Below are 24,596 nucleotides of genomic sequence, written 5' to 3'. Positions count from 1 at the left end.
CTTAGCACCGCGTGCGGCGGAATTGCGGCCTTCGGGCGAGATCAGTCCCGGTAGCCGCGGAACCCGTCCAGCCGCCAGACGGTGTAGCGAAGGGCGGCGTCCCTGTGCGTCGGCACGATGATGCGGCCTGCCTGTTGGACGGTCGCGAATCGCCCGAACACGTCAGGAGCTGTGTCGCGGCGGGTGACGAACAGGAACGGGCCCGTGACGTTGGGCGTCAGCGCCGCTGTGAGCTCGAACTCGTTGCGCGCGATGCCGTCGGCCTCCCACATCAGCGCGTCGAGCGGGTGGGGGCGGATGTAGTAGAGCAGGGTGGCCATGTCGCGCCGCTGCTCGAACAGCACGCGGTGGCCCGGGTGTTCTGCGGCAACCCGCGACACGGCGGCACCGAGCGCCGCCCAGCCGCGCTGGCGCATCCACGGATCGGCCTTGCGCGGCAACGAGACCCCGGCTGCCTCGGCGATCGCAGGGCCTGCGAACACGATCAGCGCCGCCCCGACATGCAGGGCGACGGCGGCGCGCAGCAGCACCATCCGCCCCTCTGCGATCGCCCAGCCGACGACGAGCAGCGTGCCGGTGACGTAGACCGGTGCAGCCCAGTTCGCGTTCGCGCGGCTTGCGAATGACTGCGCGATCATGATGGCGCCCATCGGGGCGGCGAAGAGGGCGAGCATGCGTGTTGCCGGGTTCGTCCACGTGGCGCGGCGGGAGAGGACCCAGAGCAGCATCGCGAAGGTAACGGGCCCGAATACGCCGAACTGCGCGCCGAGGAACTCGAGCCCCTGGCCTGTGTTGAACGAGGGGCCGCCGCGGAGATTGGCGTTCTCGCCGACATGGCGGACGGTGGCGAAGCCGTTCCAGAGGTTCCAGACGAGGTTCGGCCCGAGCACCGCGAGCATGAGCGCGACCGCGATGAGCGGCCCCGGCCCGCGCAGCAGCGTGGTGCGTGCCTCGCGGTCGAGGATGAGGGTGAGTGCCAGCCCGCCGAGGAACCCCACCATCGCGTATTTCGCGAGGAAGCCCGTGCCGATCGCGACGCCGAGCACGGCCCACCAGGCAAGGCCCCCACCCTCGCGCAGCCGCACGAGTGCCAGCAGGGCCGCCGCCCAGGCTGCCAGCAGTGCGGCATCGGTCGAGACAATGGCCGAGGACACCGAGACGGCCGGCAGCGTGGCGTATACGCCGGCGGTCCAGAGCGCGGCGCGGGTGCCGAACAGGCGCGCGGCGGTGGCCCCCAGCAGCAGCGCCGTGCCCGCGTGGAGCAGCGGCGAGGAGAGGCGGATGCAGCCTTCGCCTGGACCGCACAGCGCCGTGGTGCCGGCGATCAGCCAGGCGATGAGCGGCGGCTTGGTGACGTAGCCGAGGCGAAGGTCCTGCGCCCAGGCCCAGTACTGCGCCTCATCCGCGTAGAGGTCGGGGGTGTTGAGCGACAGCCAGAGCACGCGTGCGAGCGTGATCGCTGCGACGAGCGCGAAGGCGCGCGGAAGCCACGGCGTGTCGGGTGATGCGGGCACGCGCGGGGATTAGCGGTGTGGGCGTGCGGCGGCAAGCGGCGAGGCCTGCGCCGACCCCTCACCCCGCGAGGTGTGGTGGAGGCGTTCCCTCTCCCGCGTGCGGGAGAGGGACAGGGTGAGGGGCCTCAGGCGGCGATCTTCGCGACCTCGTCGGGCGTCATCCGTACCGTTGCCTCGTAGTCGTCGAGCAGCGTCTTCGTGATCTCGGCCGGGGTGAATTTGTACGGCCCGATCTCGGACACCGGCGTGACCTCGGCCGCGGTGCCGCAGAGGAAGCACTCGGTCGCCCGCGCCATCTCCTCGGGCATGATCGGCCGCTCGACCACCTTCATCTGGCGGTTCCGCGCAAGCCGCATCACCGTGCGCCGCGTGATGCCGTCGAGGAAGCAATCGGGCACCGGCGTGTGAACCTCGCCGTCGATCACGAAGAAGATGTTCGCCCCCGTCGCCTCCGCCACCTGGCCGCGCCAGTCGAGCATCAGCGCATCGGCATAGCCCTTCGCCTCGGCCGCGTGCTTGTTCAGCGTCGCGATCATGTAGAGCCCGACGGCCTTGGCCGAGGTCGGCGCAGTCTGCGGGTGCGGGCGGCGCCACTCGCCGATGTCGAGGCGGATGCCCTTCATCCGGTCGGGGAAGTACGCACCCCACTCCCACACCGCGATAGCGAGGTGGATCGTGTTCTTCTGCCCGGCAACACCCATCATCTCGGAGCCGCGCCAGGCGATCGGGCGGACATAGGCGTCCGTCAGGCCGGAGGCAGCGAGCGTCGCCTTCGTCGCCTCGTCGATCTCAGCGAGCGACCAGGGGATCGTCATGTCCATGATGCGCGCGCTGTCGATCAGGCGCTGGCTGTGCTCGGTCAGCTTGAAGACGTGGCCGTTGTAGGCACGCTCGCCCTCGAAGACGGCGGAGCCGTAGTGCAGCGCATGCGTGAGGACGTGGACCTTGACCTCGCGCCAGGGGCGGAGAACACCGTCGAGCCAGATGAGCCCGTCGCGATCGTCATAGGGAACAAGGGCCATGGAGCGTATCCTTCCGAAACAGTGTTGGCCGAACAGTGTTGGCCGAACGGTGTGGTCGCCGCATCGTTGATCGTGGGTGCTTTCCAGTCCAGGCGCGCAATTTAGTTGCGTCACAAGGGCCACGAAAGCAACCTTGGCGACGGTACGGGCGATGGGGTAATATGTCAACGTCACTGACGTAACGACCGGTCAACCCAGGAAAGACGTAAGCGCATGGATGCCCGCGGCGCCGCCTCCCTTCTGTTCCTCCGCGAGGAGGAGATCAGGCTCGGCATGGAGCTGCTGTTCTACGGCTACCGCGACTTCACCGCGGGGCCAGACGCGATCCTGGCGGAGCTCGACATGGGCCGCGCGCATCACCGCGTGCTGCACTTCGTCGGCCGCAACCCGGGCATCACGGTGTCCGACCTGCTGGCCATCCTGCGCATCACCAAGCAGTCGCTTGGCCGTGTGCTGAAGCCCCTGATGGACGGGGGCTACGTGGTGCAGTCGCCGGGCCGGAACGACCGGCGCCAGCGGCTGCTGACGCTGACGCAGAAGGGCGAGGCGCTGGAGCGGCGGTTGTTCGAGCGGCAGCGCGACACGCTGTCGCGCGCCTATCGCGAATCCGGCGCGCAGGCGGTCGAGGGGTTCCGCCGCGTCATGCTCGGCATGATGGGCCCCGATGCGCGGGCGCGCATCGATGCACAGGGCATCGGCACGCCGCGCGAGCCCGAGCGGGCCGCCAACGCTCCTGGTAACGCTCCTGGCAACGCTCCTGGCAACGCTCCTGGCCAAGCTCCGGGCCAAGCTCCGGGCCAAGCTCCGGGCCAAGCTCCGGGCAACACCCCCGGCATCGGCGCGGGGCTCGGCCGGGAGAGCGGCAAGGTGGCGTGATGGCCTCCCACGCCGCCGCGGAAGCGCATCACCTCCTCGTCGTCGACGATGACCCGCGGCTGCGCGACCTGCTGCGCCGCTTCCTCGAGCGCGAGGGCTTCCGCGTCACCGCCGCCGGCGATGCCGCCGAGGCGCGGCACATGCTGAAGCTCATGCATTTCGACCTCATCGTGCTCGATGTCATGATGCCCGGCGAGAGCGGTCTCGAGCTGACCGAGGCGCTCAGGCGCGAGCGTGACGTGCCGGTGGTGCTGCTCACCGCCCGCGGCGCGCCGGAGGATCGCATCGCCGGGTTCGAGCGCGGCGCCGATGACTATCTCGCGAAGCCCTTCGAGCCGCGGGAGCTCGCCCTCCGCATCCGTACCATCCTGCGCCGCCTCGCCGCCCCCGCGGCGCAGGCGCAGGCATCAGGCCCCGTGCGGCTCGGCGAGGCGACATTCGACCCAGCCCGCGGCCTGCTGATGAAGCATGGCGAGCCGATCCGGCTGACGAGCGGCGAGGCGGCCTTGCTCGGCGCGCTGGCCACGCGTGCGGGCGAGACGCTGACGCGCGAGGACCTGGCCGCAGCACTCGGGCAGGAGGATGCCGGCGAACGCGCGATCGACGTCCAGGTGACGCGGCTTCGCCGCAAGATCGAGACAGACCCGCGCGAGCCCTCGTTCCTGCAGACGGTGCGCGGCCGCGGCTACGTCCTCCGGCCGGGCTGAGCAGCGTGATGATCGCCGCGTTCAAGCGCATCCTTCCCCGCACGCTGCTCGGGCGCAGCGTGCTGATCATCGTGATGCCGCTGATCGTGCTGCAGGCCGTGGCCTTGCAGGTCTTCTATGGCGCGCACTGGGAGGTGGTGTCGCGGCGCCTCGCCACGGCGGTGGCCGGCGACATCGGGTTCATCGTCGAGGTGATCGGCCGCCACCCCGACGCAGCGACCCTGTCCTGGGTGACGTTCGAGGCGCTGTCGCGGTTCGAGCTCGGCATCCGCGTCGAGCCGGGCGGCGTGGTGCCCGATACGCCAGACATCCGCACCGGCCCGGCCGAGCATGAGCTTGCCGCCGCGCTCGAGGAGCGCGTGCGGCTGCCCTTCCGCGTCACCTGGCCGCGGGGCGAGCGGGCGGTCGAGATCATGATCCAGCTGCCCGACGGGATCCTGCACGTCGAGGCGCCGGCCAAGCGCCTCTTCACCGGCACGGTGACGGTGTTCGTGCTCTGGCTCATCGGCTCGGCGCTGATCGTCTTCACCGTCGCGGTCGTGTTCATGCGCAACCAGGTGAAGCCGATCAGGCGGCTTGCGGCCGCGGCGGAGGCCTTCGGCAAGGGCCAGGACATCGCTCCCATCAAGCCCGAGGGCGCTGCCGAGGTGCGCCAGGCGGCCGTCGCGTTCAACAGGATGCGCGAGCGCATCGCCCGCTTCCTCGGCCAGCGCACCGAGATGCTCGCCGGCGTCAGCCACGACCTGCGCACCCCGCTCACCCGCATGCGGCTTGGGCTTGCGATGATCACCCCGCGCCTGCCGGAGGAGGATCACGAGGAGGCAGCAGCACTCGAGGGCGACATTGCCGAGATGGAACGGATGATCGAGGCCTATCTCGCCTTCGCCCGCGGCGAGGGGGCGGAACAGGCGCAGCCGGCCGATGTGTCCGAGCTGTTGGAGGAGGTCGCTGCCAAGGCGCGGCGCAACGGTTCGGCTGTGACGGTGGACGTGGAGCCCTCCCTCGTCCTGCCGCTGCGCAGCGATGCGATGCGACGCTGCGTGACCAACCTCGTCGACAATGCGCGGCGGCATGCGGCGCATGTCTGGGTGGGGGCTGCGCGCTTCGCCCGGCCGAACGGCGCGCTGGCGGTGCAGATCACGGTGGACGATGACGGGCCGGGCATTCCGCCCGATCAGCGCGAGGCGGCGTTCCGGCCCTTCGTGCGGCTCGACAAGCCGGGCGGCGCTGGCGGCGGCACCGGGCTGGGTTTGACCATCGCGCGCGACATCGTGCGCGCCCATGGCGGCGATCTGGCGCTGGAGGCAAGCCCGCACGGGGGGCTTCGCGCGCGGATCAGCCTGCCGGCCTGAGGCCGTCCGCGAATTCTCCTGCTGCGGCCGACTGGCTTTGGCTTTCTGGGCTTGCGGTGCTCACGGCCGTAGAGGCCGCTCCGCGCCGAAAGCCGCGCCATTCGGCTCACAGCAGCGAACTCTTAGACGGTCGCGTTGACAAGAACACGGGCGCGGGCCTCAGCGCCGATCGCACACGGCCTGACGACGGCCGTGTGCGTGAAGATGCCCGCACAACAAGAAAAGAGCGGTTTCCACCGGTGTGGAAACCGCTCTCGGCGCCGCGCCCGTTCAAGCAGCCGCGATGGCTCAGAGCTTCGTGGAGGTCGCCATCATCGTCTTGACCTCGTCGAGCGCCTCGGCAACGCGCTTGTTCAGCACGCCGAGCGTCTCGCCCGAGACCTTCTGCACCATGTCCTGAAGCTCACGCATGTTCTGCATGCCCTTCTCGTAGGTGGCCTTCATCATCTCGGCCTGCTTCGCGGCCTTGGCCTGCGGCGCCTCGGCCGACGCGATCGAGCGCATCGCCTCGGTCATGTCGGACATCACCTGCTGCATGATCTCCATGTTGCGCTTGGCAACGGCCTGCATGCCCTCGAGCGCGAGCTTGTTGGCGGTGGAGAACGTCTCGATGTTCTTGCGCTGCGCGGTGACGAGCGCCTCGACGTCGACCTGCGGCAGCTTGAAGTCTGCCATCACCTTGGTGAGGTCCATGTCGAACATCTGCTCCGGCTTCTTTGCCATGGGTCCTATTCCTTGTGTTCTGGAGGCGTCCGTTTCTTTTGGCATCGCATCGGCCTGCAGCGCTTCCCTCATGTCTGCGAAGGGGGCGGCGACGCAGAGGCGTGCACCGGGGCGCTATCTAGCGGTCGGATAGGTCCGGGTCAAACGCTATTGTGCACCGCACAAAACTTGCATCAAGGCCCAGGATCGTTGCATTCGCAGGCCAGCCGCGACGACGGGTCAGGCCCCTGCCGGGGCCGCTTCGCCCGCCGCTTCGCCCGCCGGTTCAGCCGCCGGCTCCGCCGCTGGCCCTGCCGTCTCCTGCGGCTTGCGCGCGCCCGGGATCAGCGGCTCGAGCGACCGTGCAAGCCCCTCCGCCCGGTCGAGCAGCCGATCAAGCGCTGCCATCGTCGCGCCCATGTCGGGATTCTCATCCTTCGCCCAGGCGCGGAAGGCGGCGAGCCAGAGGGCCAGCAGCGCCTTGGCGCGAAGCTGGCCGGTGATGCCCGCGGCAGGGATGCCGGCTGCCTCCAGCATCCAGGCCATCGAGCGCACGGCCGCGGGCGCGCCGACGGCCAGGAGGCACGGGTCCGACGGCAAGGCGCGGGCGACGGCGAGGACGCCGGCGCGGTGCGGCTGCAGCGCATCGAAGCGACGCATCAGCACGTCGAACAGCTTCTCGCGTGCCGTCTCGCCGGTGGCCCCCTGCGCCACCACGGCGGTGTCGACCACCGTGCCGAAGCGCAGCAGGATCGCCTCGCGCGAAGGGAATCGGGCGCGCAGCGGGCCGAGCCCGACCCCGGCTTCGGCAGCGATCGCGGCCATGGTCGTCTCGCCCCAGCCGTCGCGGCCGGCGACGTCGAGCAGGGCAGCGGTGATCTCACGGTCAAAGGCGTCGATTGCGTTCATGGCGTGAGGATAGACCGCCCTGGCTTCACTCCGCGAGCGTTCAGCCCGCGAGGTCGCGCGATCGCCGTGTCGCTGCGGCGATGGCCGTCTTCATCAGGTCGGGCCAGGCGCCGTCGGCCATCAGGACCTTCAGCGCCTCTGCCGTCGTGCCGCCGGGGCTCGTCACGTTCCGGCGGAGCTGGCCCGCATCCTCGGTGCTCGCCGCGAGCAGCGCGCCCGAGCCCGCGACCGTCTCGCGCGCCAGGAGCCGGGCAAGATCGGCCGGGATGCCTTCGGCGATGGCCGCCTGTTCCAGCACCTCGGCGAGCAGGAACACATAGGCCGGCCCGCCGCCCGAGACGGCGGTGACGGGGTCGATCAAGCCTTCGTCATCGACCCAGGCGACCGAGCCCACGGCACCCAGCAGGGCATCGCAGAGCGCGCGCTCCGCCGCCGTCACGCCCGGGCCTGGGCAGGCGACGGTGACGCCGCGGCGCACGGCGGCTGGCGTGTTCGGCATCGCGCGGACGATTCGCGGAGCGCCGCCGAGCATGGCTGCGAGCCCGGCGACGGTCTTGCCCGCCATGATCGAGAGGAACACGCCCGAGCCCGCGAATCGCGCATAGGCCGGCAGCACGGTTGCCGCCTCCTGCGGCTTGACCGCGAGCACGACCGCCGCGGGCGCGAGGCCGGCGGGAAGCGCCTCGGGTGCGGCGACGGCCGCGACCAAGCTCTCCGCGCCGGGGACGGCCGATGCCCCGCGCGGCTCCACGACCACCACGGCGCGACCTGCCTCGCGCCAGCCGGCGAGCATGGCCCCACCCATCTTGCCGCAGCCGACCAGCAGGATCGGCCCGTTTTCCCCGCTCATGCCAACATACTCACGCTTCTCCGGCGCACTCCAGCATGGCGGCGGCGAGCGCATCGCCGGGCGCCTTGCCGCCCCAGAGAACGAACTGGAAGGCGGGGAAGAAACGCTCGCACTCGGTCACGGCGATGTCGACCATGTCCTCCAGCGCCTCGACCGAGAGGCCGCCCGAGCCGCGCAGCAGCACGGAATGGCGGAATACCGGCGTGTTCTCCTCCGCCCAGACGCCGAAATGGCCGAGCCAGAGCTTCTCGTTGGCCAGCGCGAGGAGTTCGTGGACGGACGAGCGTCGCGCGGCGGGCACCTTCAGGTCGAAGGCGCAGAAGAAGTGCATGGCGCTGATTTCCGAGCACCAGGAGAAGTGCAGGGTGTAGTCGCACCACTTGCCCGGAACCTCGACGGCCATCTCGTCGTCGCCGCGCCGGTCGAACGGCCAGTCATTGGCCGAGACGATCTGTTCCAGCAGATCGAGCGGGTTGGCGGTGTGGGCTTCACGGAGGGCGAGGCGGTCAGTCATGGCCGCGTGCTCCCTGTCTTTGAGTGGCAGCGCTGCCCCGCGGAACGGGTTCCACGGGAAGGTGACGGGCCCAGGGTGACCGGGCCGAAACCCCGACATCTTGTTGCCGGCGAACCCCTTTCACACAAGCGCTAGACTACGGTGTCACCCTCCCGCGCCGCAAGGGCAGTCTCGCGCCGAGCCCCGATGTCACGGACGATTCACTGAGTGCCCTCGTCCGCCGCCTGTCCCGCCGCTTCGGGTCCAGCCGCCGCAGGCCCTGGTGCCGCGAGCTTCGCCTCGAGTGCCGCGACGCGTGCGGCGAGCGCATCCGTCTCGGCGCGGGCCTTCAGCACCAACTCGCGCAGCACCTCGACCTCTTCGCGCCGGGCGAGCTCGAGCCTTCCTGCCACGTCGTCACTTGCCGAGCGGACAAGCTGCTCGACCTCGCGGCGCAATCCGGCAAGCGCCGCGAAGGCACCGCCCGCGACACCCGCGAAGTCATCTCCCATGCCACCCTTCATCACGCTCTCCCTCATGCATCGATGATCCGCCGCTTGCTTGCGGCACACCCTGGCCGGACCGTATAACGCCGCCCACCGAGGCAGCACCATCTGGTCAGGAACCGGGGACGGAAATGTATCTGGTCACCGGCGGTGGCGGTTTCATCGGCTCCAATCTCACAGCTTCGCTGGCAGCGCGCGGCGAGGAGGTGGTGATCGCAGACCGTTTCGGTATCGACGCGAAATGGCGTAACATCGCCAAGGTGCCGATCGCGGGTGTCGTCGCACCCGAGGACCTGCGCACATGGCTCGATGCCGCGCCGAAGCTGAAGGCTGTGGTCCATCTCGGCGCGATCAGTGCCACGACCGAGACCGACGCGGACCTTACCATCCGCACCAACCTCACCCTCAGCCTCGGCCTGTGGGAGTGGTGCGCGCGGATGGGCGTGCCGTTCATCTACGCCTCCTCCGCCGCGACCTATGGCGCAGGAGAGGCCGGGTTCGACGATGATGCCTCGCCGGACGCCCTGGCGCGGCTTCGTCCGCTGAACCTCTATGGCTGGTCGAAGCACGCCTTCGATCGCCGCGTCGGCGACCTCATCCGCCGCGGCCGCCCGCGCCCGCCGCAATGGGCGGGCCTCAAGTTCTTCAACGTCTATGGCCCGAACGAGTACCACAAGGGATCGATGATCTCGGTGGTCAAGCGCAAGGCCGACGAGATCGCCGAGGGCCGTGCCGCGACGCTGTTCCGCTCCGCGCGCCACGACATCGCCGATGGCGCGCAGGCGCGCGATTTCATCTGGGTCGGCGATTGCGTCGCGGTGATGCTGTGGCTGCTCGACCACCCGGGCGTTTCAGGCCTGTACAACCTCGGCACCGGCCGCGCGCGGACCTATCTCGACCTCGCGCATGCGGTGTTCGCAGCGATGGGGCGGGCACCCGCGATCGCGTTCATCGACATGCCGGGGGTTCTCTCAGGCCAGTACCAGTACTTCACCGAGGCGCGGATGGAGCGGTTGCGCGCCGCCGGCTACACGGCGCCCTTCACAAGCCTCGAGGACGGGATCGCTGCCTACGTGAAGGGCTACCTGCTCGGACCGGACCCCTACGTGTGAGGAACGGTGCGCGAGGCGGCGAGCAGGGCCGGCACGACGCCGAGCTCCATCACGAGGGCCGCGACATGTTCCCACGGCGGCATGCCGTCGACCACAAGGCCGACGGCGCGCGCGGCACCGCCCACGATCACGACGAGGCAGAGCGTCGCGAACACGCCACGACGCTCACCGAGCCTCGCCGCGCACCAGAGGGAGGCAAGGCCGAGCCCGAGCAGCAGGCCGGAGAGATAGCGCGCATGGCTCGCCGCCCCGATCGGCAGGTCGCCGGCGCCGAGGAAGCCGAACCCCGTCGCCACGCCGGCTACGCCGGCCGCCAGCGGCACCAGCGCCGCAACCGCGATCGCCGCAGCGACCATCGCACCCTGCGTCATCGCCACGCCCTCCTTGCCATGCTGTGCCTTCTCCTCGTCGCGGGATGCGGGCCGGTGGATGCACTGAACGCGATCACGCCTTCGGAAGGCGCCTCCCGCTTCGCCGACATCCCCTACGGCGAGGGTGAGCGCCGGCGCCTCGACCTCTACGTCCCGGCCATGGTGCCGCCACGCGCGCCGGTGCTGGTGTTCTTCTACGGCGGAAGCTGGACCGACGGTGACCGCGCCGACTACCGCTTCGCCGGCACCGCCTTCGCCGGGCGCGGCTACATCACCGCCATCCCCGATTATCGCGTCCACCCGGAGGTGACGTATCCCGCCTTCCTCGAGGACGGGGCGGCCGCGGTCGCGGCCCTGCCAGGCATCCTCGCCGCGCGCGGCCTGCCGTCGGACGGGCCCGTCATCATTGCGGGGCACTCGGCGGGCGCGCATATCGCGATGATGCTCGCGCTTGACCCGCGCTGGCTCGCTGCGCGCGGGCTCTCGAACTGCCGCGATGTCGCCGCGGTGCTCGGCCTCGCCGGACCATACGATTTCCTGCCGATGACCAACGCAGGCGTCATTGCCGCGTTCGGGGCGGCGGTGAACACGGCGGAGACCCAGCCCATCACCCATGCCGGGCGTGGCGATCCGCCTGCCGTGCTGCTCACCGGCACCGCGGATGTGACCGTCCTGCCGCGCAACAGCCAGGTCCTTGCCCGCGCGCTGCGGGCAGCCGGAACGCCTGCGTCGGTCGTCACCTATGACGGCGTCGGCCATGTCGCGCTCGTCGCGGCACTCGCCGCCCCGTTGCGCGGCACCGCACCCGTGCTCGATGATGCCGATTCGGGCCTCCGCCAGGCACTCGCCGAACCCGCGCGGGCGTGCTGATGCTCGGCATCATCCCCTTCCCGATGATCGACCCCGTGCTGGTCGCGGTCGGGCCCTTCGCGATCCGCTGGTACGCGCTCGCCTACATCACCGGCATCGTCGCTGGCTGGATGATCATGCGCCGCCTCGCGCCCGCCGCACCGGCGGTGGCCACGCGCGAGCAGGTGGATGATTTCCTGACCTGGACCGTGCTGGGCATCATTCTCGGCGGCAGGCTCGGCTACGTGCTGTTCTACCGGCCGGGACACTATCTCGCGCATCCGCTGGAAGCACTGATGGTGTGGCAGGGGGGTATGAGCTTCCACGGCGGGATGCTCGGCGTCGTCATCGCCATCATCGTATACAGCCGCCGCAACGGCATCGACATGTTCGGCTTCGGCGACAGGGTGTCGACCGTGGTGCCGATCGGCCTGTTCCTCGGCCGCTGTGCCAATTTCATCAATGGCGAGCTCTGGGGCAGGCCATGGGATGGGCCGTGGGCGATGGTGTTCCCCACCGATCCGCTGCGGCTGCCGCGCCACCCGAGCCAGCTCTACCAGGCGACGCTCGAGGGCCTCGTGCTGTTCGCGGTGCTGGCTGTGCTGGCCCGCAGCGAGGCGAACCGGTCGCGGCGCGGGTTCCTTGGCGGCGTGTTCCTCGCGGGCTACGCGGTGGCGCGCATCATCGGCGAGTTCTTCCGCCAGCCTGATGCGTTCCTGGGCTTCCTGCCCTTCGGCGCGACGATGGGCCAGGCGCTTTCGTTGCCGATGTTCGCCGCGGGCCTCTGGCTGATCGTGACGAGCCGGCATCGCCGCGCGTGAGCGGGGCGATCGCCGAGGAGATCGCCGCCTCGGGGCCGATGCGGCTCGACCGGTTCATGGCGCGCGCCAACGCGGCCTACTATGCCGGCCGTGATCCGTTCGGACGGGCTGGCGATTTCGTTACGGCACCGGAGATCACCCAGGCCTTCGGCGAGCTCATCGGCCTTTGGGCCGCCGCGGCGTGGGAGGCGATGGGCGCACCCGCGCGCGTGACGCTGGCGGAGCTCGGCCCCGGGCGCGGCACGCTGATGGACGATGCGCTGCGCGCCATCAGCCGCGCTGCCCCCGCGTTCCGCGCTGCCGTCTCGGTCCACCTCGTCGAGACGAGCCTTGGCCTCCGCGTCGCGCAGCAGCAGCGCCTGGGCGATGCCGTCGCCGGCTGGCACGACAATGCGGCAACGCTGCCGGACGGTGCGCTCATCGTGCTCGCCAACGAGTTCCTCGATGCACTGCCGATCCGCCGCTTCGTTCCGGGCGGGGAGGTCGCCGTCACCCGCGCCGAGGGCAGGCTCGTTTTCACCACGATCCCCGCCGACTCGCCCTTCGGCCCGGGCGAGGTGTGCGAGCCTGCGCTCTCACTAGCCACCCTGCTTGCGCGCCGCGGGGCGACCGCTCTGTTCATCGACTATGGCCCGGCTGACGCGACGCCGGAGGACAGCCTCCAGGCCGTGCGGGGGCATGCGCGGGCCGATCCGCTGGGGGAACCAGGCTCGGCAGACCTCACCGCCCATGTCGATTTCGCGGCGCTGGCGCGGGCAGCGCGCGCGGCGGGCGGCGCGGCACAGGGGCCCGTGCCGCAGGGCGAGTTCCTCCGCCGCCTGGGCCTGCCGGAGCGTACGGCGATCCTCTGCCGCAGCGCCGCCCCGGCGCAGGCAGCGCTGCTGCAATCGGGCGCGCGGCGGCTGATGGACGCGGATGCGATGGGGCTCCTGTTCAAGGCCATCGCGCTCTGCGACCCTTCCTGCCCACCCCTTCCCGGATTCGCAGAATGACCGTCGCTGCCCTGACCGACCCGGCGCTGAGCCCCGTGGCGCACGGTTTCTTCACCCGCCTCGGCGGCGTCTCGACGGGTGCGTTCGCGAGCCTCAACTGCTCCCTCTCCGGCAAGGACGACCCGGATGCGGTGGCCGAGAACCGCGCCCGCGCGGCAGGCTGGCTTGGCGTCGGACACGCCGCACTCGTTGGGCTATACCAGGTGCATTCCGCCGATGTGGCGGTGCTGGAGGAGCCGTGGGGGATTGACGCACGGCCCAGGGCCGACGCGGTGGTGACGCGCCGTCGCGGCCTCGCGCTTGGGATCGTCACGGCCGATTGCGCACCGGTGCTGTTCGCCGATGCCGAGGCCGGCGTGATCGGCGCTGCCCATGCCGGGTGGCGCGGTGCGTTCGCCGGCATCATCGAGGCGACCGTGGCGGCGATGGAGCGGCTCGGCGCGGCGCGTGGGCGCATCGCGGCCTCGGTCGGCCCCTGCATCCGCCAGCCGAGCTACGAGGTGGACGAGGCGTTCCGCGCGCAGTTCCTCGCCGCCGACCCGGCGAACGCGCGGTTCTTCGCGCCCGGTGCGCGGGCGGGCCATGTGCAGTTCGACCTCGCCGGCTACTGCGATGACGCACTCGCCGCCTGCGGCATCGCCCGACGCGGCGTGGTGCCGGCCGATACGCTGGCGGAGCCTGGGCGCTTCTTCAGCTACCGTCGCGCGACGCTGGCCAAGGAGGGGCCGATCGGCCACCAGCTCTCGGCGATCGTGCTCGAATAGGGGGTGCATAGGCGCGGACGCGGGGGGCGTGTTAGGAGAGGACCGCCATGCCGTATCTCTACATCTTCTTCATCCTCATGATGCTTGGGATGCTCGCGACCTGTGCGATCTAGCCTCACCCTCGCCCTGCTGATGTTCCTCGCGGCCTGCGGGTCGCTGCCGATGCCGTTCGAGCGGACGCCGAACTCAGGCCCGCCCTCGTCGCTCCTACGCCCGCCGCCAGCGCGCATCGTCGTTCCGCCCTCGACCTCGGCGGGGCTCGCGCAGGCACAGGCCCGCGCCTTCGCCGGCGAACTCGCCAAGGCGCTGCAGGAGATCGAGATCCCGGCCACCGCCGCCGGCATCCGCAACCCGCAATACAGCCTTCTCGTCGCGGGTGAGGCGGAGGCGGGCCAGATGCGGCTGACCTATTCCCTCGCCGGGGCCGATGGCCGGCCGATCGCGTCGGCCGGCGGGCCGCGCGCGGTGCCAGCCGGTGCCTGGGCTGCCGCGAGCCAGGGAACGCTTGCCGCCACCGCGAAGGAGGCAGCGCCGGCAATCGCGCGCATGCTCGCGACCGTCGATGCCGCGCAGCGCGAGAGCAGCACCGGCGCGCTTGCCGAGCGCCTGCCGAGCACAACCGTCGCACCCATCACCGGAGCGCCGGGCGATGGCGCGCGCGCTCTCGACCGGTCGATCCGTGCCGCGCTCGAGCGCGAGGGCGTCGTCGTCGTCGAGGGCGCGGCGACGGGCGAGTTCCGCGTCACGGGGCAGGTGGTGATGGCGCCGCTGCCCCGGAACCAGCAGCGCGTCGAGATCACCTGGATCATAGCGCGGGCCGACGGGCTGGAGCTCGGCCGCGTGGCGCAGTTGAACGAGGTGCCGCGCGGCTCACTAGACGGGTTGTGGGGCGATGTCGCGCCCATTGTCGCCGACCAGGCGGCGGCGGGCGTGGTCGAGGTGATCAACCGCCACCGCAACGGTGGGTAGGGCGCCCGGCGCCTGTGGGCACAGAATGAACTTCCCCTCGGTTTACACCCAACCGTCACGTTGCTAGGTAAGCCCCGCCGAACGACCCGCCGCCTCACCCCTGGCCTGCCAGCACCGAAGGGTCCTGCCCGCGATGAAGATCGTCGCCTGCAACTCGAACCGCCCGCTGGCCGAGGCGGTCGCGACCTCGTTGGGCCTGCCGCTCACCAAGGCCTCCGTCCGCCGCTTCGCCGACATGGAGGTGTTCGTCGAGATCCACGAGAACGTCCGCGGCGAGGACGTGTTCGTGGTGCAGTCGACCTCCTACCCCGCGAACGACAACCTGATGGAACTGCTGATCACGCTCGATGCGCTTCGCCGATCCTCGGCCAAGCGCGCGACTGCGGTGATCCCCTATTTCGGCTATGCGCGGCAGGACCGGAAGTCGGGCCCGCGCACGCCGATCTCGGCCAAGCTCGTTGCCAACCTGATCACCGAGGCAGGCGCTGACCGCGTGCTGACGATGGATCTGCACGCAGGCCAGATCCAGGGCTTCTTCGACATCCCGGTCGACAACCTCTTCGCCGCACCGATGTTCGCCGGCGACATCCGCGACCGCCACAAGGGCCAGGACCTGATCGTGGTCAGCCCCGATGTCGGCGGCGTGGTGCGTGCGCGGCAGATCGCGACGCGGCTGAACTGCGACCTCGCGATCATCGACAAGCGGCGCGAGCGTGCCGGCATCTCGGAAGTGATGAACGTGATCGGCGAGGTGCAAGGCAGGCACTGCATCCTGGTGGATGACATCGTCGATTCGGCCGGCACGCTCTGCAACGCCGCCGAGGCGCTGATGAAGAACGGCGCGACCGGCGTGTCGGCCTATGTCACGCACGGGGTGTTTTCGGGCGGTGCGGTGGCCCGCGTCGCTGCCTCGCCCATCGGCATGATGACGACGACCGACAGCATCCTCGCGACCGAGGCGGTGCGCGTCAGCCACAACATCCGCCAGGTGACGATCGCGCCGCTGCTCGCCGAGGCGATCCGGCGCATCAGCGAGGACAGTTCGGTCTCGTCGCTGTTCTGCTGAGGGTCAGCCCCGGAACCCGCCTGCATCGAGGAACGCCTGTTCCTCGGCCGTGGTGTCGCGCCCGAGCATCGGGTTGCGGTGGGGGAAGCGGCCGAAGCGGGCGATGATGTCGCGGTGCCCGCGCGCGTGCTTCGCCGGCTCCTCGCCGAGCGGGGTGATCAGCGCGACGGAACGGTCCTGCAACGCCATGTCCTCGGCGTGCGTGAAGGGCAGGTAGAGGAACAGGCGCAGCGTTTCCTCGATGGCCTTGTCATGGCCCTGGGCGAGGGCACGCCCGGCCACCATCCGCGCGAGCGGGTCGGTCGCGTACATGTGGCCGGTGCCGCGGAAGCAGTTTCGGGGGAACTGGTCGAGCAGGAGGAGCAGCGCAAGCGTGCCCTCCGGCGTCTCCATCCAGGCGTCATGCAGGCGGGCGGCGGCGGCAAGGTGCGACGCCATGAAACGCTCGCGGAACATCGCGTCGAACGCGTCGTCGCGCGAAAACCACCGCTCCCGCCCCGCCTCGCGCCAGAACGCAACCACGTCCGCGGCCGTCTCCGTCATGCCGACTCCTCTTGCGCCCGGCCCTCTCCCTCTCCATCGTGCCGACCGGAACGTCCAAACGCCACCCGTCCCCACCAAGAGGCCAGCGGAACATGAAGCTCTTCTACAGCCCGGGCGCCTGCAGCCTTGCGGTCCACATCGCCCTACACGAGAGCGGCCGGCCATTCGAGGCGGTGCGCGTGAACCTTAAGGACGGCGAGCAGTTCACCCCCGCCTTCCTCGCGATCAACCCGAAAAGCAAGGTCCCGGCGATCGCGCGTGACGACGGCTCGATCCTGACCGAGTGCCCGGCCCTGCTGTTCTGGGTGGCGCGCACGAGCCCGGGCGCGGGCCTGCTGCCCGAGGATGCCGAGGGCCAGGCGCGTGCGATCGAGTGGATGAACTTCATCTCGGGCAGCCTGCACAATGGCGGCTTCACCCGCATCTCCCGCGGCGAGCGCTTCGTGGGCGACCCCGCCCACGCGCCGGCGGCGATCGAGAAGGCCAAGGCCGACACCGCGAAGTTCCTCGGCATCGCCGAGGAGATGCTCGGCGGCAGAGACACCGCGCTGGCGTCCGGCCACTCGGTGGTGGACGATTATCTCTACGTCCTTGCCCGCTGGGTGCCGCGCGCCGACAAGGACCTTGCCGACTATCCGACCCTGAAGCGCCTGCATGACCGTGTCGCCGCACGGCCGGGCACGCAGAAGGCCCTCGCCGCAGAAGGTCTCGGCTGAATGTCGCGCCTCGTCCTCTGGACCAGCACGCGCACCACGGGAACCATCGCGCGGCTTGTCCTGGCCGAGGCGGGACTCGACCACGAGACGCGCTTCCTCGCGCTGCGCGAAGGCGAGCACAAGCAGCCTGACTTCCTCGCCATCAACCCCAAGGGCCAGGTGCCTGCGCTGGTGCTGCCCGATGGCACGGTGATCACCGAGAACATCGCCATCGCCCTCTATGCCGGCCTCGCCGCCCCCGGCTCCGGCGTGATGCCGGCGGACCCCGTCGGCATGGCGAGGACGGTCGAGTGGCTCTCCTGGGGGGTCTGTTCGATTGTCTCTGCGTGGCAGCCGCGCTTCATGCCCGGCCGCTTCACGGCAGGCGGCGAGGGGGCGGAGGCTGATGTCGCCACTGCCGCCGAGGAACGTGCCGCCGCCGCGCTCGACATCGCCGAGGCAGCGCTCGAGGGTCGCGAGACGCTGCTTGGCGGCCCGCCCACGGCTGCCGACCTGATGCTGCTGTTCATCACCACCATGGGCTCGCTGCTCGGCATCGGCGGGGATACGCCGAACCTCGCCGCGCACCGCGAGCGCATGGCGGCGCGGCCGAAGGTCGCTGCCATCCTGGCCGAGGAAGGTCTCGCCTGATGGCGATCACGCCCTCTGCCTTCTGGTTCCTCCGCCACGGCGAGACCGACTGGAACGCCCAGTCGCTCAGCCAGGGCAATGTCGACATCCCGCTCAACCCGCGCGGCATCGCCCAGGCGGAAGCCGCAGCACTTGCGCTGCGCAACCGCGGCATCGCCAGCATCGTCCACTCCCCGCTCGGCCGGGCGCGGCATACGGCCGAGATCGTTGCCGCCGCCCTCGACCTGCCGATCACGCCTGACGAGGATCTGCGCGAGAGTTCCTTCGGCACCCATGAGGGCCAGCCGATGGGCGAGTGGTTCTCGTCCTGGATCGAGGAGAGCTTCACCCCGCCGGGTGGCGAGCCGTTCGGCCAGCTTCGCGCCCGTGGGGTGACGGCGCTGAACCGCGCGCTGGGCCAGCCGCCAACGGTGCTGGTGGTCGGGCACGGGGCGTTCTGGCGTGCGATCCGCCAGGTGATCGGGCTCGAGGTGAACGTCCGCACGCCGAACGCCACGCCGCTCTTCGTCTCCCCGCCGTCCGACGGCTCCGGCCCCTGGACGCTCGAGGTGCATGCGCCGGTCTGATCCTCGGCGCCTGAGCTTGCCTTCCCGGCTCGTTTCCCCTATCACCCGCCCCGCGCCGGCACCCCTGGAGGCCGGCGTTTTCTCATTCGCGAAGGAGCCTGGATATGGTCGAGGTCGTGACGATCGAGGCCGTGGCGCGCGAGCGGGCCGGTAAGGGGGCGGCGCGTGCGACACGGCGTGAGGGGCTTGTCCCCGCTGTCATCTATGGCGCGAAGCAGGCACCACGCCTGGCCGCGCTCGATCCCCGCACGGTGATGCGGGAGCTGCACAAGGCCGGCTGGCGCTCGCGTCTCTACGACGTCGTCGTCGGCGAGACGACCGAGCGTGCGCTGCTGCGCGAGGTGCAGTTCCACCCCGTGACCGACCGCCCCGAGCATGTCGATTTCCAGCGCCTCGCCGCAGGCCAGGAAATCCGCGTCGGCGTCGAGGTGGTGTTCCTCAACGAGTTGGCCTCTCCCGGGCTCAAGGCCGGTGGCGTGCTGAACGTCGTGCGCCACGAGGTCGAGGTGTACTGCACGCCCGAGACGGTGCCGGAGAAGTTCGTGATCGACCTCACCGGCCTCAACATCGGCGATTCGATCCACTGGACGGCACTGAAGGCGCCGGAGAGCGTCCGCCCGGTGATCACCGACCGTGACTTCACGATCGCGACGATCGCCGCACCGACCAAGATGGCCGAGGTGGCCGCCACGGCCGAGGGTGGCGCCGCCGCACCTGCCGCCGCCGGCAAGGCGGCAGCGCCCGCCGCCGGCAAGGCAGCCGCGCCGGCCGCCAAGCCCGCCGCCAAGAAGTAGCGACAGCTGTGCCGCCTCCCGGTGATCCGGGAGGCGGTCATGGTCGCGCGAGGGTGCGATGAAGCTCTGGGTCGGGCTCGGGAACCCTGGGGCGGAACACGCCCGGCAGCGGCACAATATCGGGTTCATGGCGCTGGATGCGATTGCCGCGCGGCATCGCTTCTCGCCCTGGCGGCAGCGTTTCCGCGGGCAGTTCGCCGAAGGCACGATCGCGGGGCAGAGGGTCCTCGCGCTCAAGCCCGAGACCTACATGAACGAGAGCGGCACCGCCGTTCAGCCGGCCGCGTTCTTCTACAAGCTGAAGCCCGAGGCGCTCTCGGTGTTCCACGACGAGCTCGACCTCGCCCCGGGCAAGGTGCGGGTGAAGAAGGGCGGGGGAGCGGCAGGCCACAACGGCCTGCGCTCGATCGACCGGCAGCTCGGCGCGCAGGAGTACTGGCGCATCCGCCTCGGCATCGGCCATCCGGGCCAGAAGGAGCGGGTGCACGGCCACGTCCTTGGCGATTTCGCGAAGGTCGATCGCGACTGGCTCGACACCCTGCTCGATGCGGTCGCCGATGCCGCGCCGATGCTGGCCGAAGGCCGGACGGAAGAATTCATGACGCGCGTTGCGTTCCTGACGCAGGCGCGGCCACACGAGGGGTAGGGGTTCGGCCATGGGGTTCAATTGCGGCATCGTCGGCCTGCCGAACGTGGGCAAGTCGACGCTCTTCAACGCGCTGACCGCCACCGTCGCGGCGCAGGCCGCGAACTACCCGTTCTGCACGATCGAGCCGAACGTGGGCCGCGTCGCGGTGCCCGACCCGCGCCTCGACCGCCTCGCCAAGATCGGGAAAAGTGCCAAGGTGGTGCCGACCAGCCTCGAATTCGTCGACATCGCAGGGCTGGTGCGCGGCGCCTCGAAGGGCGAGGGGCTCGGCAACCAGTTCCTCGCCAATATCCGCGAAGTCGATGCCATCGTCCATGTGCTGCGCTGCTTCGAGGATGGCGATGTCACGCATGTCGACGGTTCGGTCGACCCGATCCGCGATGCCGAGACGGTCGAGACCGAACTCATGCTCGCCGACCTCGAGAGCCTGGAGAAGCGCCTGCCGGCGTTCCAGAAGAAGGCCAAGGGCGGGGACAAGGACAGCGTGGCGCAGGTGGCGCTGATCGAGCCGATGATCGCCGCCCTCGCCGCCGGCAACCCGGCGCGCACCGCGATCCCGCCCGGCCAGGAGGCGATGGCGGCGGCACTGGGGCTGATGACGACCAAGCCGGTGCTCTATGTCTGCAACGTCGAGGAGGCCTCCGCCGCGTCGGGCAACGCATTGAGCGTGCGCGTGGCGGAGATGGCGAAGGCGAAGGGTGCGGCGCATGTCGTCGTCTCGGCCGCGATCGAGGCAGAGATCAGCCAGCTCCCCGAGGGCGACAAGGCGGAGTTCCTCGCGGGCCTCGGCCTCGAGGACAGCGGGCTCGACCGGGTGATCCGCGCCGGCTACGGGCTGCTGGGCCTCATCACCTACTTCACCGTCGGGCCGAAGGAGGCGAAGGCCTGGACGATCATCCGCGGCACCAAGGGCCCGCAGGCCGCCGGCGTGATCCATGGTGATTTCGAGCGCGGCTTCATCGCCGCCGAAACGATCGGGTATGACGACTACGTCACCCTCGGCGGCGAGGTGCCGGCGAAGGAAGCCGGCAAGATGCGCGTCGAGGGCAAGGAATACGTCGTGCGCGACGGTGACGTGATGCTCTTTAGATTTAATGTATAGGGAGGCCTGCTACTTCGCGGCGAGACGGGGCCAGTTGGTGTTGGCCTTGGTGATGTTGCCGGGAATGTCGGCCTCCCAGTCGCGCTGGATCCGGGGGTTGTAGTTCAGGTAGAGCCGGCCATCGACGATCTTCCACGCGTCCGGGTCGATCGACGCGGTGTAGCCCTGGGCCACGGCCCAGGCGCAGAACCCGCCATAGGCAGGAGCGTATCGTTCCGGATCGGCAGCGAAGGCGTCGCGGTTCGCGGCGGTGGCGAAACGCCACGTCGCACCACGCCACGGGTGCGTGATGGCGGCGTTGCCGGCCACGGGCCGGCCTTGCGTGAAGTAGGCCACAGGGTCTGTGCCGCGGATCGCGATGCCACGCTCGGCGAACACCTGGCCATCGGCTGCGCGCGAGGGAATGGCGAGGAACGCAGCAGCCGCGACCGGTGCGGCGAACAGGGCGGCGAGCACCATGCGGCGGACCGTCACGGGGGGAAGGCGCATGGTCGGTCTCCTCTCCTGCTGCCCTCACTTCGCGCGCGGAGGCGGAAAGGTTTCACCCCCGCAGCGGGGGAAACGGCGAGGCGGGATCGTTCTCCTCCGGGATCGCGGCGAGGCCGGTCCGCCCCATGCGTTCGCCGCGCGCCGGGTCAGAGGTGAGCACGCAGAAGGGGATGGCGAGAGCGAGGCCGCCGAGGAACGGCAGCGCCCAGAGGAAGGGCACGAGCCCCGCTGCGGCGAAGCCCGCGAGGCCGGTCACGCCAACGAGCGTATGCCACCAGAGCCCGCGCGCCGCCTCGCCCCAACTGACGCCCCCACCCTCGCGCGCCTGCGGCGACCAGCCGATGCGGCGGCCGAGCGCCATCGCTATCATGCCGCCCGTCTGGTTCACCGCCCTGATCGCCTCGAGCGCCAGGCCATGGACGAACTCGATCGCGAGACCGCGCGCGAGAACGCCCCCGCCGCCGTAGCGCGCGCGCTGTACGGGGTCGATCGCTGCCTGCGCGGCACCGAGCAGCTTGTGGGAGAAATATGCTGCGAGATACGCACCCGTCGCGGCAAGCGCCCAGCCGCGATCGACCGCGGCGGCTGCGTCGGACGACAGCGCGTTGGCGAGTGCGGCGAGCCCGGCGATGACGGCGAGCGGCGCCCAGGCGAACAGCATGATCGCAAACACGAGCTGCACCCGCCCCACCGTGGTGAAGAGCGGCAGCCGCAGCAGCGACACGTATTGCAGGTTGCCCGCCATCCAGCGGATGTCACGGTGCAGGAACGGCAGCAGCGAGGGCGGGTTGGCCTCATAGCTCCCCACCTCGCGCGGATCGAGCCTGACGTCGAAGCCAGCCCCGCGAAGGAGTGCGGCCTCGACCTGGTCATGGCTCAGGATCGCGGCACCGCTGGGCAGCGTCGGCATCGCGCCATGCGCGGCGAAGGGTGCGATGCGGATGATGGCGTTGTGGCCCCAGTACGGGCCATCCAGCCCCTGCCACCAGGCGGTGCCGGCGGCGTAGGCGCGCATGCCATGCCGCATGCCGAACTGGAACAGGCGGGGGAAGGGGACGAGCGCCGGCCGGGCGACGATCAGGCTCTGGATCAGCGCCGTGCCGGGGTTTGCGGCGAGAAGCCGCGCGAGCTCACGCACCGCGTCCGCCGTCATCACGCTGTCGGCGTCGAGCGTCACCATCGCATCGAACCCGGCGCTGCGATGCTGCACGAACTCCATGATGTTGCCGGCCTTGAAGCCCGTGTTCTCGCTCCGCCTGCGGTAGTGGATGCGCGCCGCGTCGGCGCGGCTTTCGCGGAAGCGCGCGACCGCCGCAGCCTCGGCGTCAGCATCGGCGCCATCGGGCGTGTCGGAGAGGATGAACAGCGCGAATGCCTCGCCATCGGGGGCGAGGCCGTCGAGCAGCGGCGCAGTGCGGGCGAGTGCGGCGTCGGTATCCTCGCGACGGATGCAGAGGAGGAGTGCGGTGCGGATCGGCGGCCCTTCGCGCGCCACGCCCGGCCACACGGCGGCGAGTGGGTCGCGCGCGGCCAGCAGCAGGGTCGCACCGATGAGTGAGGAGGCAGCGAGGTTGCCGATCCAGGGGGAGGTGACGGCGAGTGCTGCGAGGATGATCGCTTCCCACACGGTCCACCCGCCAAGGCTGAGCGCGCGCCAGGTGAGCCAGAGCGGGGCGAGCGCGAAGGCGAGGGCGAGGGCGAGATAGAGCGTGCGGCGGAGGGTGAGCATGCGCGGCGTTCTGCGCCGCGAAGATGGCGCGAGCTTGGCGGGCGCGGGCGATCAGTCGCACGTCACTGCGCGGCTGTGCCCACTCACCTGGATCGGGCCTGACGGACCGCGCCGCGTGTGGGGGCGGACGGCAGCGACACCGCCACAGGCATCGTCCGCACCAGTGCCTTCCGTGCCAGGGCCACCACCGGCACGCTGGTCGCGCTCCTCGAAATAGGCGCGCACCCGTGCACGCCAGCGCTCATGGCCTGGGGCGGTCCGGTTCAGATACGCGGTGGAGCCGATGACGGCGCGAACATCATCATCCGACCACTCACGCGTCGGCGTATCGGTGAGGCGATCGATCAGGGCGGCCTCGCGCTGGCGCGGCGTGCCGGCACGCGCGGCGCGATCGACGCCGAACCGCTCGTCGCCGAAGCGATAGCCGTCCAATGACGGGATGTCGCTCGGCCACGTCACTGGGATGGTGCGGTTCGCCTTCGGGCGCAGTTCCGGTTCATCCCAATCGCCTACAGCAATCCAGCGCGGCGTGTTGTCGGAGCCGCTGCCGCCGTTCGTGACCCCGGCGTCGATCGCGGCCCGGGCACGGCGGACCACCTCCTCGTAGGTGCGGGCGCTCGCACCGATCTCGAGCCCGATGGCGTTGTTGTGCTCGTCCATCTCGCGGCTCGGGCCGTCGATGTCCCGTGGCCCGCGCCGAAGGCGCCTGCGGTGAAAGCCATAGACCTCGTTGCCGGCTGCGATGCCGAATGCAGTCGGGAAGCCGAAACGGCGGCGGAGTTCAGCCACGCCCACGATATGCCGATACGCGTCGGCAGGCCCTTCATAGTAGCCAGGCAGGTCTGACCTCAGGGCTTCTCTTTCTGCCGCGTCTTCTACGGGCTGCCAGAACATATAGTCGCTCATGGACGATGGTTCCTTTACGGAGGCCGGAATGCTGCCGCATCACTTCCTGTGGCAGCTGAAAAAGAACGGGGCGATGCCGCTTTCCGGATGGTGATTGATCGGCTTGGCGTCTGCGTCGAGCTTCAAGATGAAAAGACAGATTGGAGGATAGTCACCGTCAAAGACTTGGCTGACCGAGCCACGCTCTCCTGACACCGCCTGCCACGTGACGGTAAGCGCCGCCTCGTGCACGCCTGGTGCACGCATTGGGGCGAAGAGGACATGGGTCAGTTCTGAGCCTGGAAGAAACCCCGGTCGGGGCCGCACCTCGCGGCCGCCATAGGTCACGCGGATGTCGCTCAGCCTCGCCTCAGAGATGACCATCAGGCGGTCTTCCCCGCGAAGATCTCGCAGAAACTCACCGAACCCGGTGAAGACGATCGCGGTGAGCAGGAGCGTGTACAGCACCCACGCCACGCGGAGCACGGACTTCGCCCGCTGTCGCCATTTTTCTCTCACCGAGCAGTCTCCGGATATGTCGGCGCGCATTGCTCCAACACCGCCTCATCCTTGCAGACGGCGATGGGCGTTGCATCCGTCACGGCTGGGGATGGGCGC

General features: G+C 70.2%; 27 protein-coding genes and 2 pseudogenes. 16 read left to right on the top strand and 13 right to left on the bottom strand.

Going from position 1 to position 24,596, the window contains the following annotated elements; all coding sequences use genetic code 11:
- Positions 1-41: 41 nt before the first annotated feature.
- A complete protein-coding gene (locus tag Q0C38_RS08570) occupies positions 42-1,514 on the bottom strand; it encodes a glycosyltransferase family 39 protein (protein ID WP_291296659.1) in 1,473 nt (490 codons plus the stop codon).
- A 125-nt stretch (positions 1,515-1,639) separates the two neighbouring features.
- Positions 1,640-2,536, bottom strand: a complete 897-nt coding sequence (locus Q0C38_RS08565) for a branched-chain amino acid aminotransferase (RefSeq protein WP_291296658.1) — start codon at positions 2,534-2,536, stop codon at positions 1,640-1,642.
- A 213-nt stretch (positions 2,537-2,749) separates the two neighbouring features.
- Here Q0C38_RS08565 and Q0C38_RS08560 point away from each other — a divergent pair.
- The 3 genes and pseudogenes from Q0C38_RS08560 to Q0C38_RS08550 form a co-directional block, all read left to right on the top strand.
- Positions 2,750-3,220: pseudogene (locus Q0C38_RS08560) on the top strand (MarR family winged helix-turn-helix transcriptional regulator); the annotation flags it as partial.
- Between the two features lie 191 nt (positions 3,221-3,411).
- On the top strand, positions 3,412-4,119 hold the full coding sequence (locus Q0C38_RS08555) for a response regulator (protein WP_291296657.1): 708 nt from the start codon (positions 3,412-3,414) through the stop codon (positions 4,117-4,119).
- Between the two features lie 8 nt (positions 4,120-4,127).
- Positions 4,128-5,471, top strand: a complete 1,344-nt coding sequence (locus tag Q0C38_RS08550) for an ATP-binding protein (RefSeq protein ID WP_291296656.1) — start codon at positions 4,128-4,130, stop codon at positions 5,469-5,471.
- Between the two features lie 288 nt (positions 5,472-5,759).
- On the opposite strand, the gene Q0C38_RS08545 is transcribed toward Q0C38_RS08550, so the two are convergent.
- From Q0C38_RS08545 to Q0C38_RS08525, 5 genes are all read right to left on the bottom strand, one after another.
- On the bottom strand, positions 5,760-6,194 hold the full coding sequence (locus Q0C38_RS08545; RefSeq protein WP_291296655.1) for a phasin family protein: 435 nt from the start codon (positions 6,192-6,194) through the stop codon (positions 5,760-5,762).
- A 219-nt stretch (positions 6,195-6,413) separates the two neighbouring features.
- On the bottom strand, positions 6,414-7,082 hold the full coding sequence (locus tag Q0C38_RS08540; RefSeq protein ID WP_291296654.1) for a helix-turn-helix domain-containing protein: 669 nt from the start codon (positions 7,080-7,082) through the stop codon (positions 6,414-6,416).
- Positions 7,083-7,122: 40 nt separating this feature from the next.
- A complete protein-coding gene (gene proC / locus Q0C38_RS08535; protein ID WP_291296653.1) occupies positions 7,123-7,932 on the bottom strand; it encodes a pyrroline-5-carboxylate reductase in 810 nt (269 codons plus the stop codon).
- A 10-nt stretch (positions 7,933-7,942) separates the two neighbouring features.
- Entirely contained in the window at positions 7,943-8,446 is a 504-nt protein-coding gene (locus tag Q0C38_RS08530) for a YbjN domain-containing protein (protein ID WP_291296652.1), read from the bottom strand.
- A gap of 200 nt (positions 8,447-8,646) precedes the next feature.
- Entirely contained in the window at positions 8,647-8,964 is a 318-nt protein-coding gene (locus Q0C38_RS08525; protein WP_291296651.1) for an accessory factor UbiK family protein, read from the bottom strand.
- Between the two features lie 98 nt (positions 8,965-9,062).
- Here Q0C38_RS08525 and rfaD point away from each other — a divergent pair, with 98 nt between their 5' ends.
- Positions 9,063-10,043 (top strand): ADP-glyceromanno-heptose 6-epimerase, encoded by a 981-nt coding sequence (rfaD, locus tag Q0C38_RS08520; RefSeq protein ID WP_291296650.1) that lies wholly within the window; start codon positions 9,063-9,065, stop codon positions 10,041-10,043.
- Here the strand turns inward: rfaD and Q0C38_RS08515 are convergent.
- A complete protein-coding gene (locus Q0C38_RS08515) occupies positions 10,034-10,414 on the bottom strand; it encodes a DUF4345 domain-containing protein (RefSeq protein WP_291296649.1) in 381 nt (126 codons plus the stop codon). The genes rfaD and Q0C38_RS08515 overlap by 10 nt on opposite strands.
- Positions 10,415-10,468: 54 nt before the next feature.
- Here Q0C38_RS08515 and Q0C38_RS08510 point away from each other — a divergent pair, with 54 nt between their 5' ends.
- The 6 genes from Q0C38_RS08510 (at position 10,469) to Q0C38_RS08485 (ending at position 15,875) form a co-directional block, all read left to right on the top strand.
- Entirely contained in the window at positions 10,469-11,284 is an 816-nt protein-coding gene (locus Q0C38_RS08510; protein ID WP_291296648.1) for an alpha/beta hydrolase, read from the top strand.
- Positions 11,284-12,084 carry a prolipoprotein diacylglyceryl transferase gene (lgt, locus tag Q0C38_RS08505; protein WP_291296647.1) on the top strand — a complete coding sequence of 267 codons (801 nt, stop codon included), beginning with the start codon at positions 11,284-11,286 and terminating at the stop codon, positions 12,082-12,084. Before Q0C38_RS08510 ends, lgt begins: the two co-directional genes overlap by 1 nt.
- 38 nt (positions 12,085-12,122) lie before the next feature.
- Complete coding sequence (locus tag Q0C38_RS08500; protein WP_291296761.1) at positions 12,123-13,076, top strand: class I SAM-dependent methyltransferase; 954 nt, start codon at positions 12,123-12,125, stop codon at positions 13,074-13,076.
- Positions 13,073-13,840: a peptidoglycan editing factor PgeF gene (pgeF, locus tag Q0C38_RS08495; protein ID WP_291296646.1), complete on the top strand. Its 768-nt coding sequence runs from the start codon at positions 13,073-13,075 to the stop codon at positions 13,838-13,840. The genes Q0C38_RS08500 and pgeF overlap by 4 nt, the downstream gene beginning before the upstream one ends.
- A 102-nt stretch (positions 13,841-13,942) precedes the next feature.
- Entirely contained in the window at positions 13,943-14,809 is an 867-nt protein-coding gene (locus Q0C38_RS08490) for a hypothetical protein (protein WP_291296645.1), read from the top strand.
- Positions 14,810-14,942: 133 nt separating this feature from the next.
- On the top strand, positions 14,943-15,875 hold the full coding sequence (locus Q0C38_RS08485) for a ribose-phosphate pyrophosphokinase (protein ID WP_291296644.1): 933 nt from the start codon (positions 14,943-14,945) through the stop codon (positions 15,873-15,875).
- Between the two features lie 3 nt (positions 15,876-15,878).
- On the opposite strand, the gene Q0C38_RS08480 is transcribed toward Q0C38_RS08485, so the two are convergent.
- On the bottom strand, positions 15,879-16,418 hold the full coding sequence (locus Q0C38_RS08480; RefSeq protein ID WP_291296643.1) for a DUF924 family protein: 540 nt from the start codon (positions 16,416-16,418) through the stop codon (positions 15,879-15,881).
- 92 nt (positions 16,419-16,510) lie between these two features.
- Here Q0C38_RS08480 and Q0C38_RS08475 point away from each other — a divergent pair, with 92 nt between their 5' ends.
- The 6 genes from Q0C38_RS08475 (at position 16,511) to ychF (ending at position 20,875) form a co-directional block, all read left to right on the top strand.
- Positions 16,511-17,134, top strand: coding sequence for a glutathione S-transferase family protein (locus tag Q0C38_RS08475; protein ID WP_291296642.1), 624 nt, complete (start codon positions 16,511-16,513; stop codon positions 17,132-17,134).
- A complete protein-coding gene (locus Q0C38_RS08470; RefSeq protein WP_291296641.1) occupies positions 17,135-17,764 on the top strand; it encodes a glutathione S-transferase family protein in 630 nt (209 codons plus the stop codon).
- A complete protein-coding gene (locus Q0C38_RS08465; RefSeq protein ID WP_291296640.1) occupies positions 17,764-18,330 on the top strand; it encodes a histidine phosphatase family protein in 567 nt (188 codons plus the stop codon). Before Q0C38_RS08470 ends, Q0C38_RS08465 begins: the two co-directional genes overlap by 1 nt.
- Positions 18,331-18,434: 104 nt before the next feature.
- The gene (locus Q0C38_RS08460) at positions 18,435-19,124 is read left to right on the top strand and encodes a 50S ribosomal protein L25/general stress protein Ctc (RefSeq protein WP_291296639.1); all 690 of its coding nucleotides are present in this window, start codon (positions 18,435-18,437) and stop codon (positions 19,122-19,124) included.
- A gap of 58 nt (positions 19,125-19,182) precedes the next feature.
- The gene (gene pth, locus Q0C38_RS08455; protein WP_291296638.1) at positions 19,183-19,770 is read left to right on the top strand and encodes an aminoacyl-tRNA hydrolase; all 588 of its coding nucleotides are present in this window, start codon (positions 19,183-19,185) and stop codon (positions 19,768-19,770) included.
- Between the two features lie 10 nt (positions 19,771-19,780).
- On the top strand, positions 19,781-20,875 hold the full coding sequence (gene ychF / locus Q0C38_RS08450) for a redox-regulated ATPase YchF (RefSeq protein WP_291296637.1): 1,095 nt from the start codon (positions 19,781-19,783) through the stop codon (positions 20,873-20,875).
- A 9-nt stretch (positions 20,876-20,884) separates the two neighbouring features.
- Here ychF and Q0C38_RS08445 read toward each other — a convergent pair whose 3' ends face one another.
- From Q0C38_RS08445 to Q0C38_RS08430, 4 genes and pseudogenes are all read right to left on the bottom strand, one after another.
- Positions 20,885-21,364: a YHS domain-containing (seleno)protein gene (locus Q0C38_RS08445; protein ID WP_291296636.1), complete on the bottom strand. Its 480-nt coding sequence runs from the start codon at positions 21,362-21,364 to the stop codon at positions 20,885-20,887.
- Between the two features lie 52 nt (positions 21,365-21,416).
- Positions 21,417-23,117 (bottom strand): annotated as a pseudogene (gene mdoH, locus Q0C38_RS08440) (glucans biosynthesis glucosyltransferase MdoH); the annotation flags it as partial.
- A 27-nt stretch (positions 23,118-23,144) separates the two neighbouring features.
- The gene (locus Q0C38_RS08435) at positions 23,145-23,999 is read right to left on the bottom strand and encodes a hypothetical protein (protein ID WP_291296635.1); all 855 of its coding nucleotides are present in this window, start codon (positions 23,997-23,999) and stop codon (positions 23,145-23,147) included.
- Positions 24,000-24,038: 39 nt separating this feature from the next.
- Positions 24,039-24,527 carry a hypothetical protein gene (locus Q0C38_RS08430; protein WP_291296634.1) on the bottom strand — a complete coding sequence of 163 codons (489 nt, stop codon included), beginning with the start codon at positions 24,525-24,527 and terminating at the stop codon, positions 24,039-24,041.
- Positions 24,528-24,596 lie beyond the last annotated feature (69 nt).

It is taken from the genome of Elioraea sp. (genome assembly GCF_022842375.1).
GTDB lineage: Bacteria > Pseudomonadota > Alphaproteobacteria > Acetobacterales > Acetobacteraceae > Elioraea_A.
Note: the sequence above shows the minus strand (reverse complement) of the source record. Positions and strands in the feature narration are given on the sequence as shown.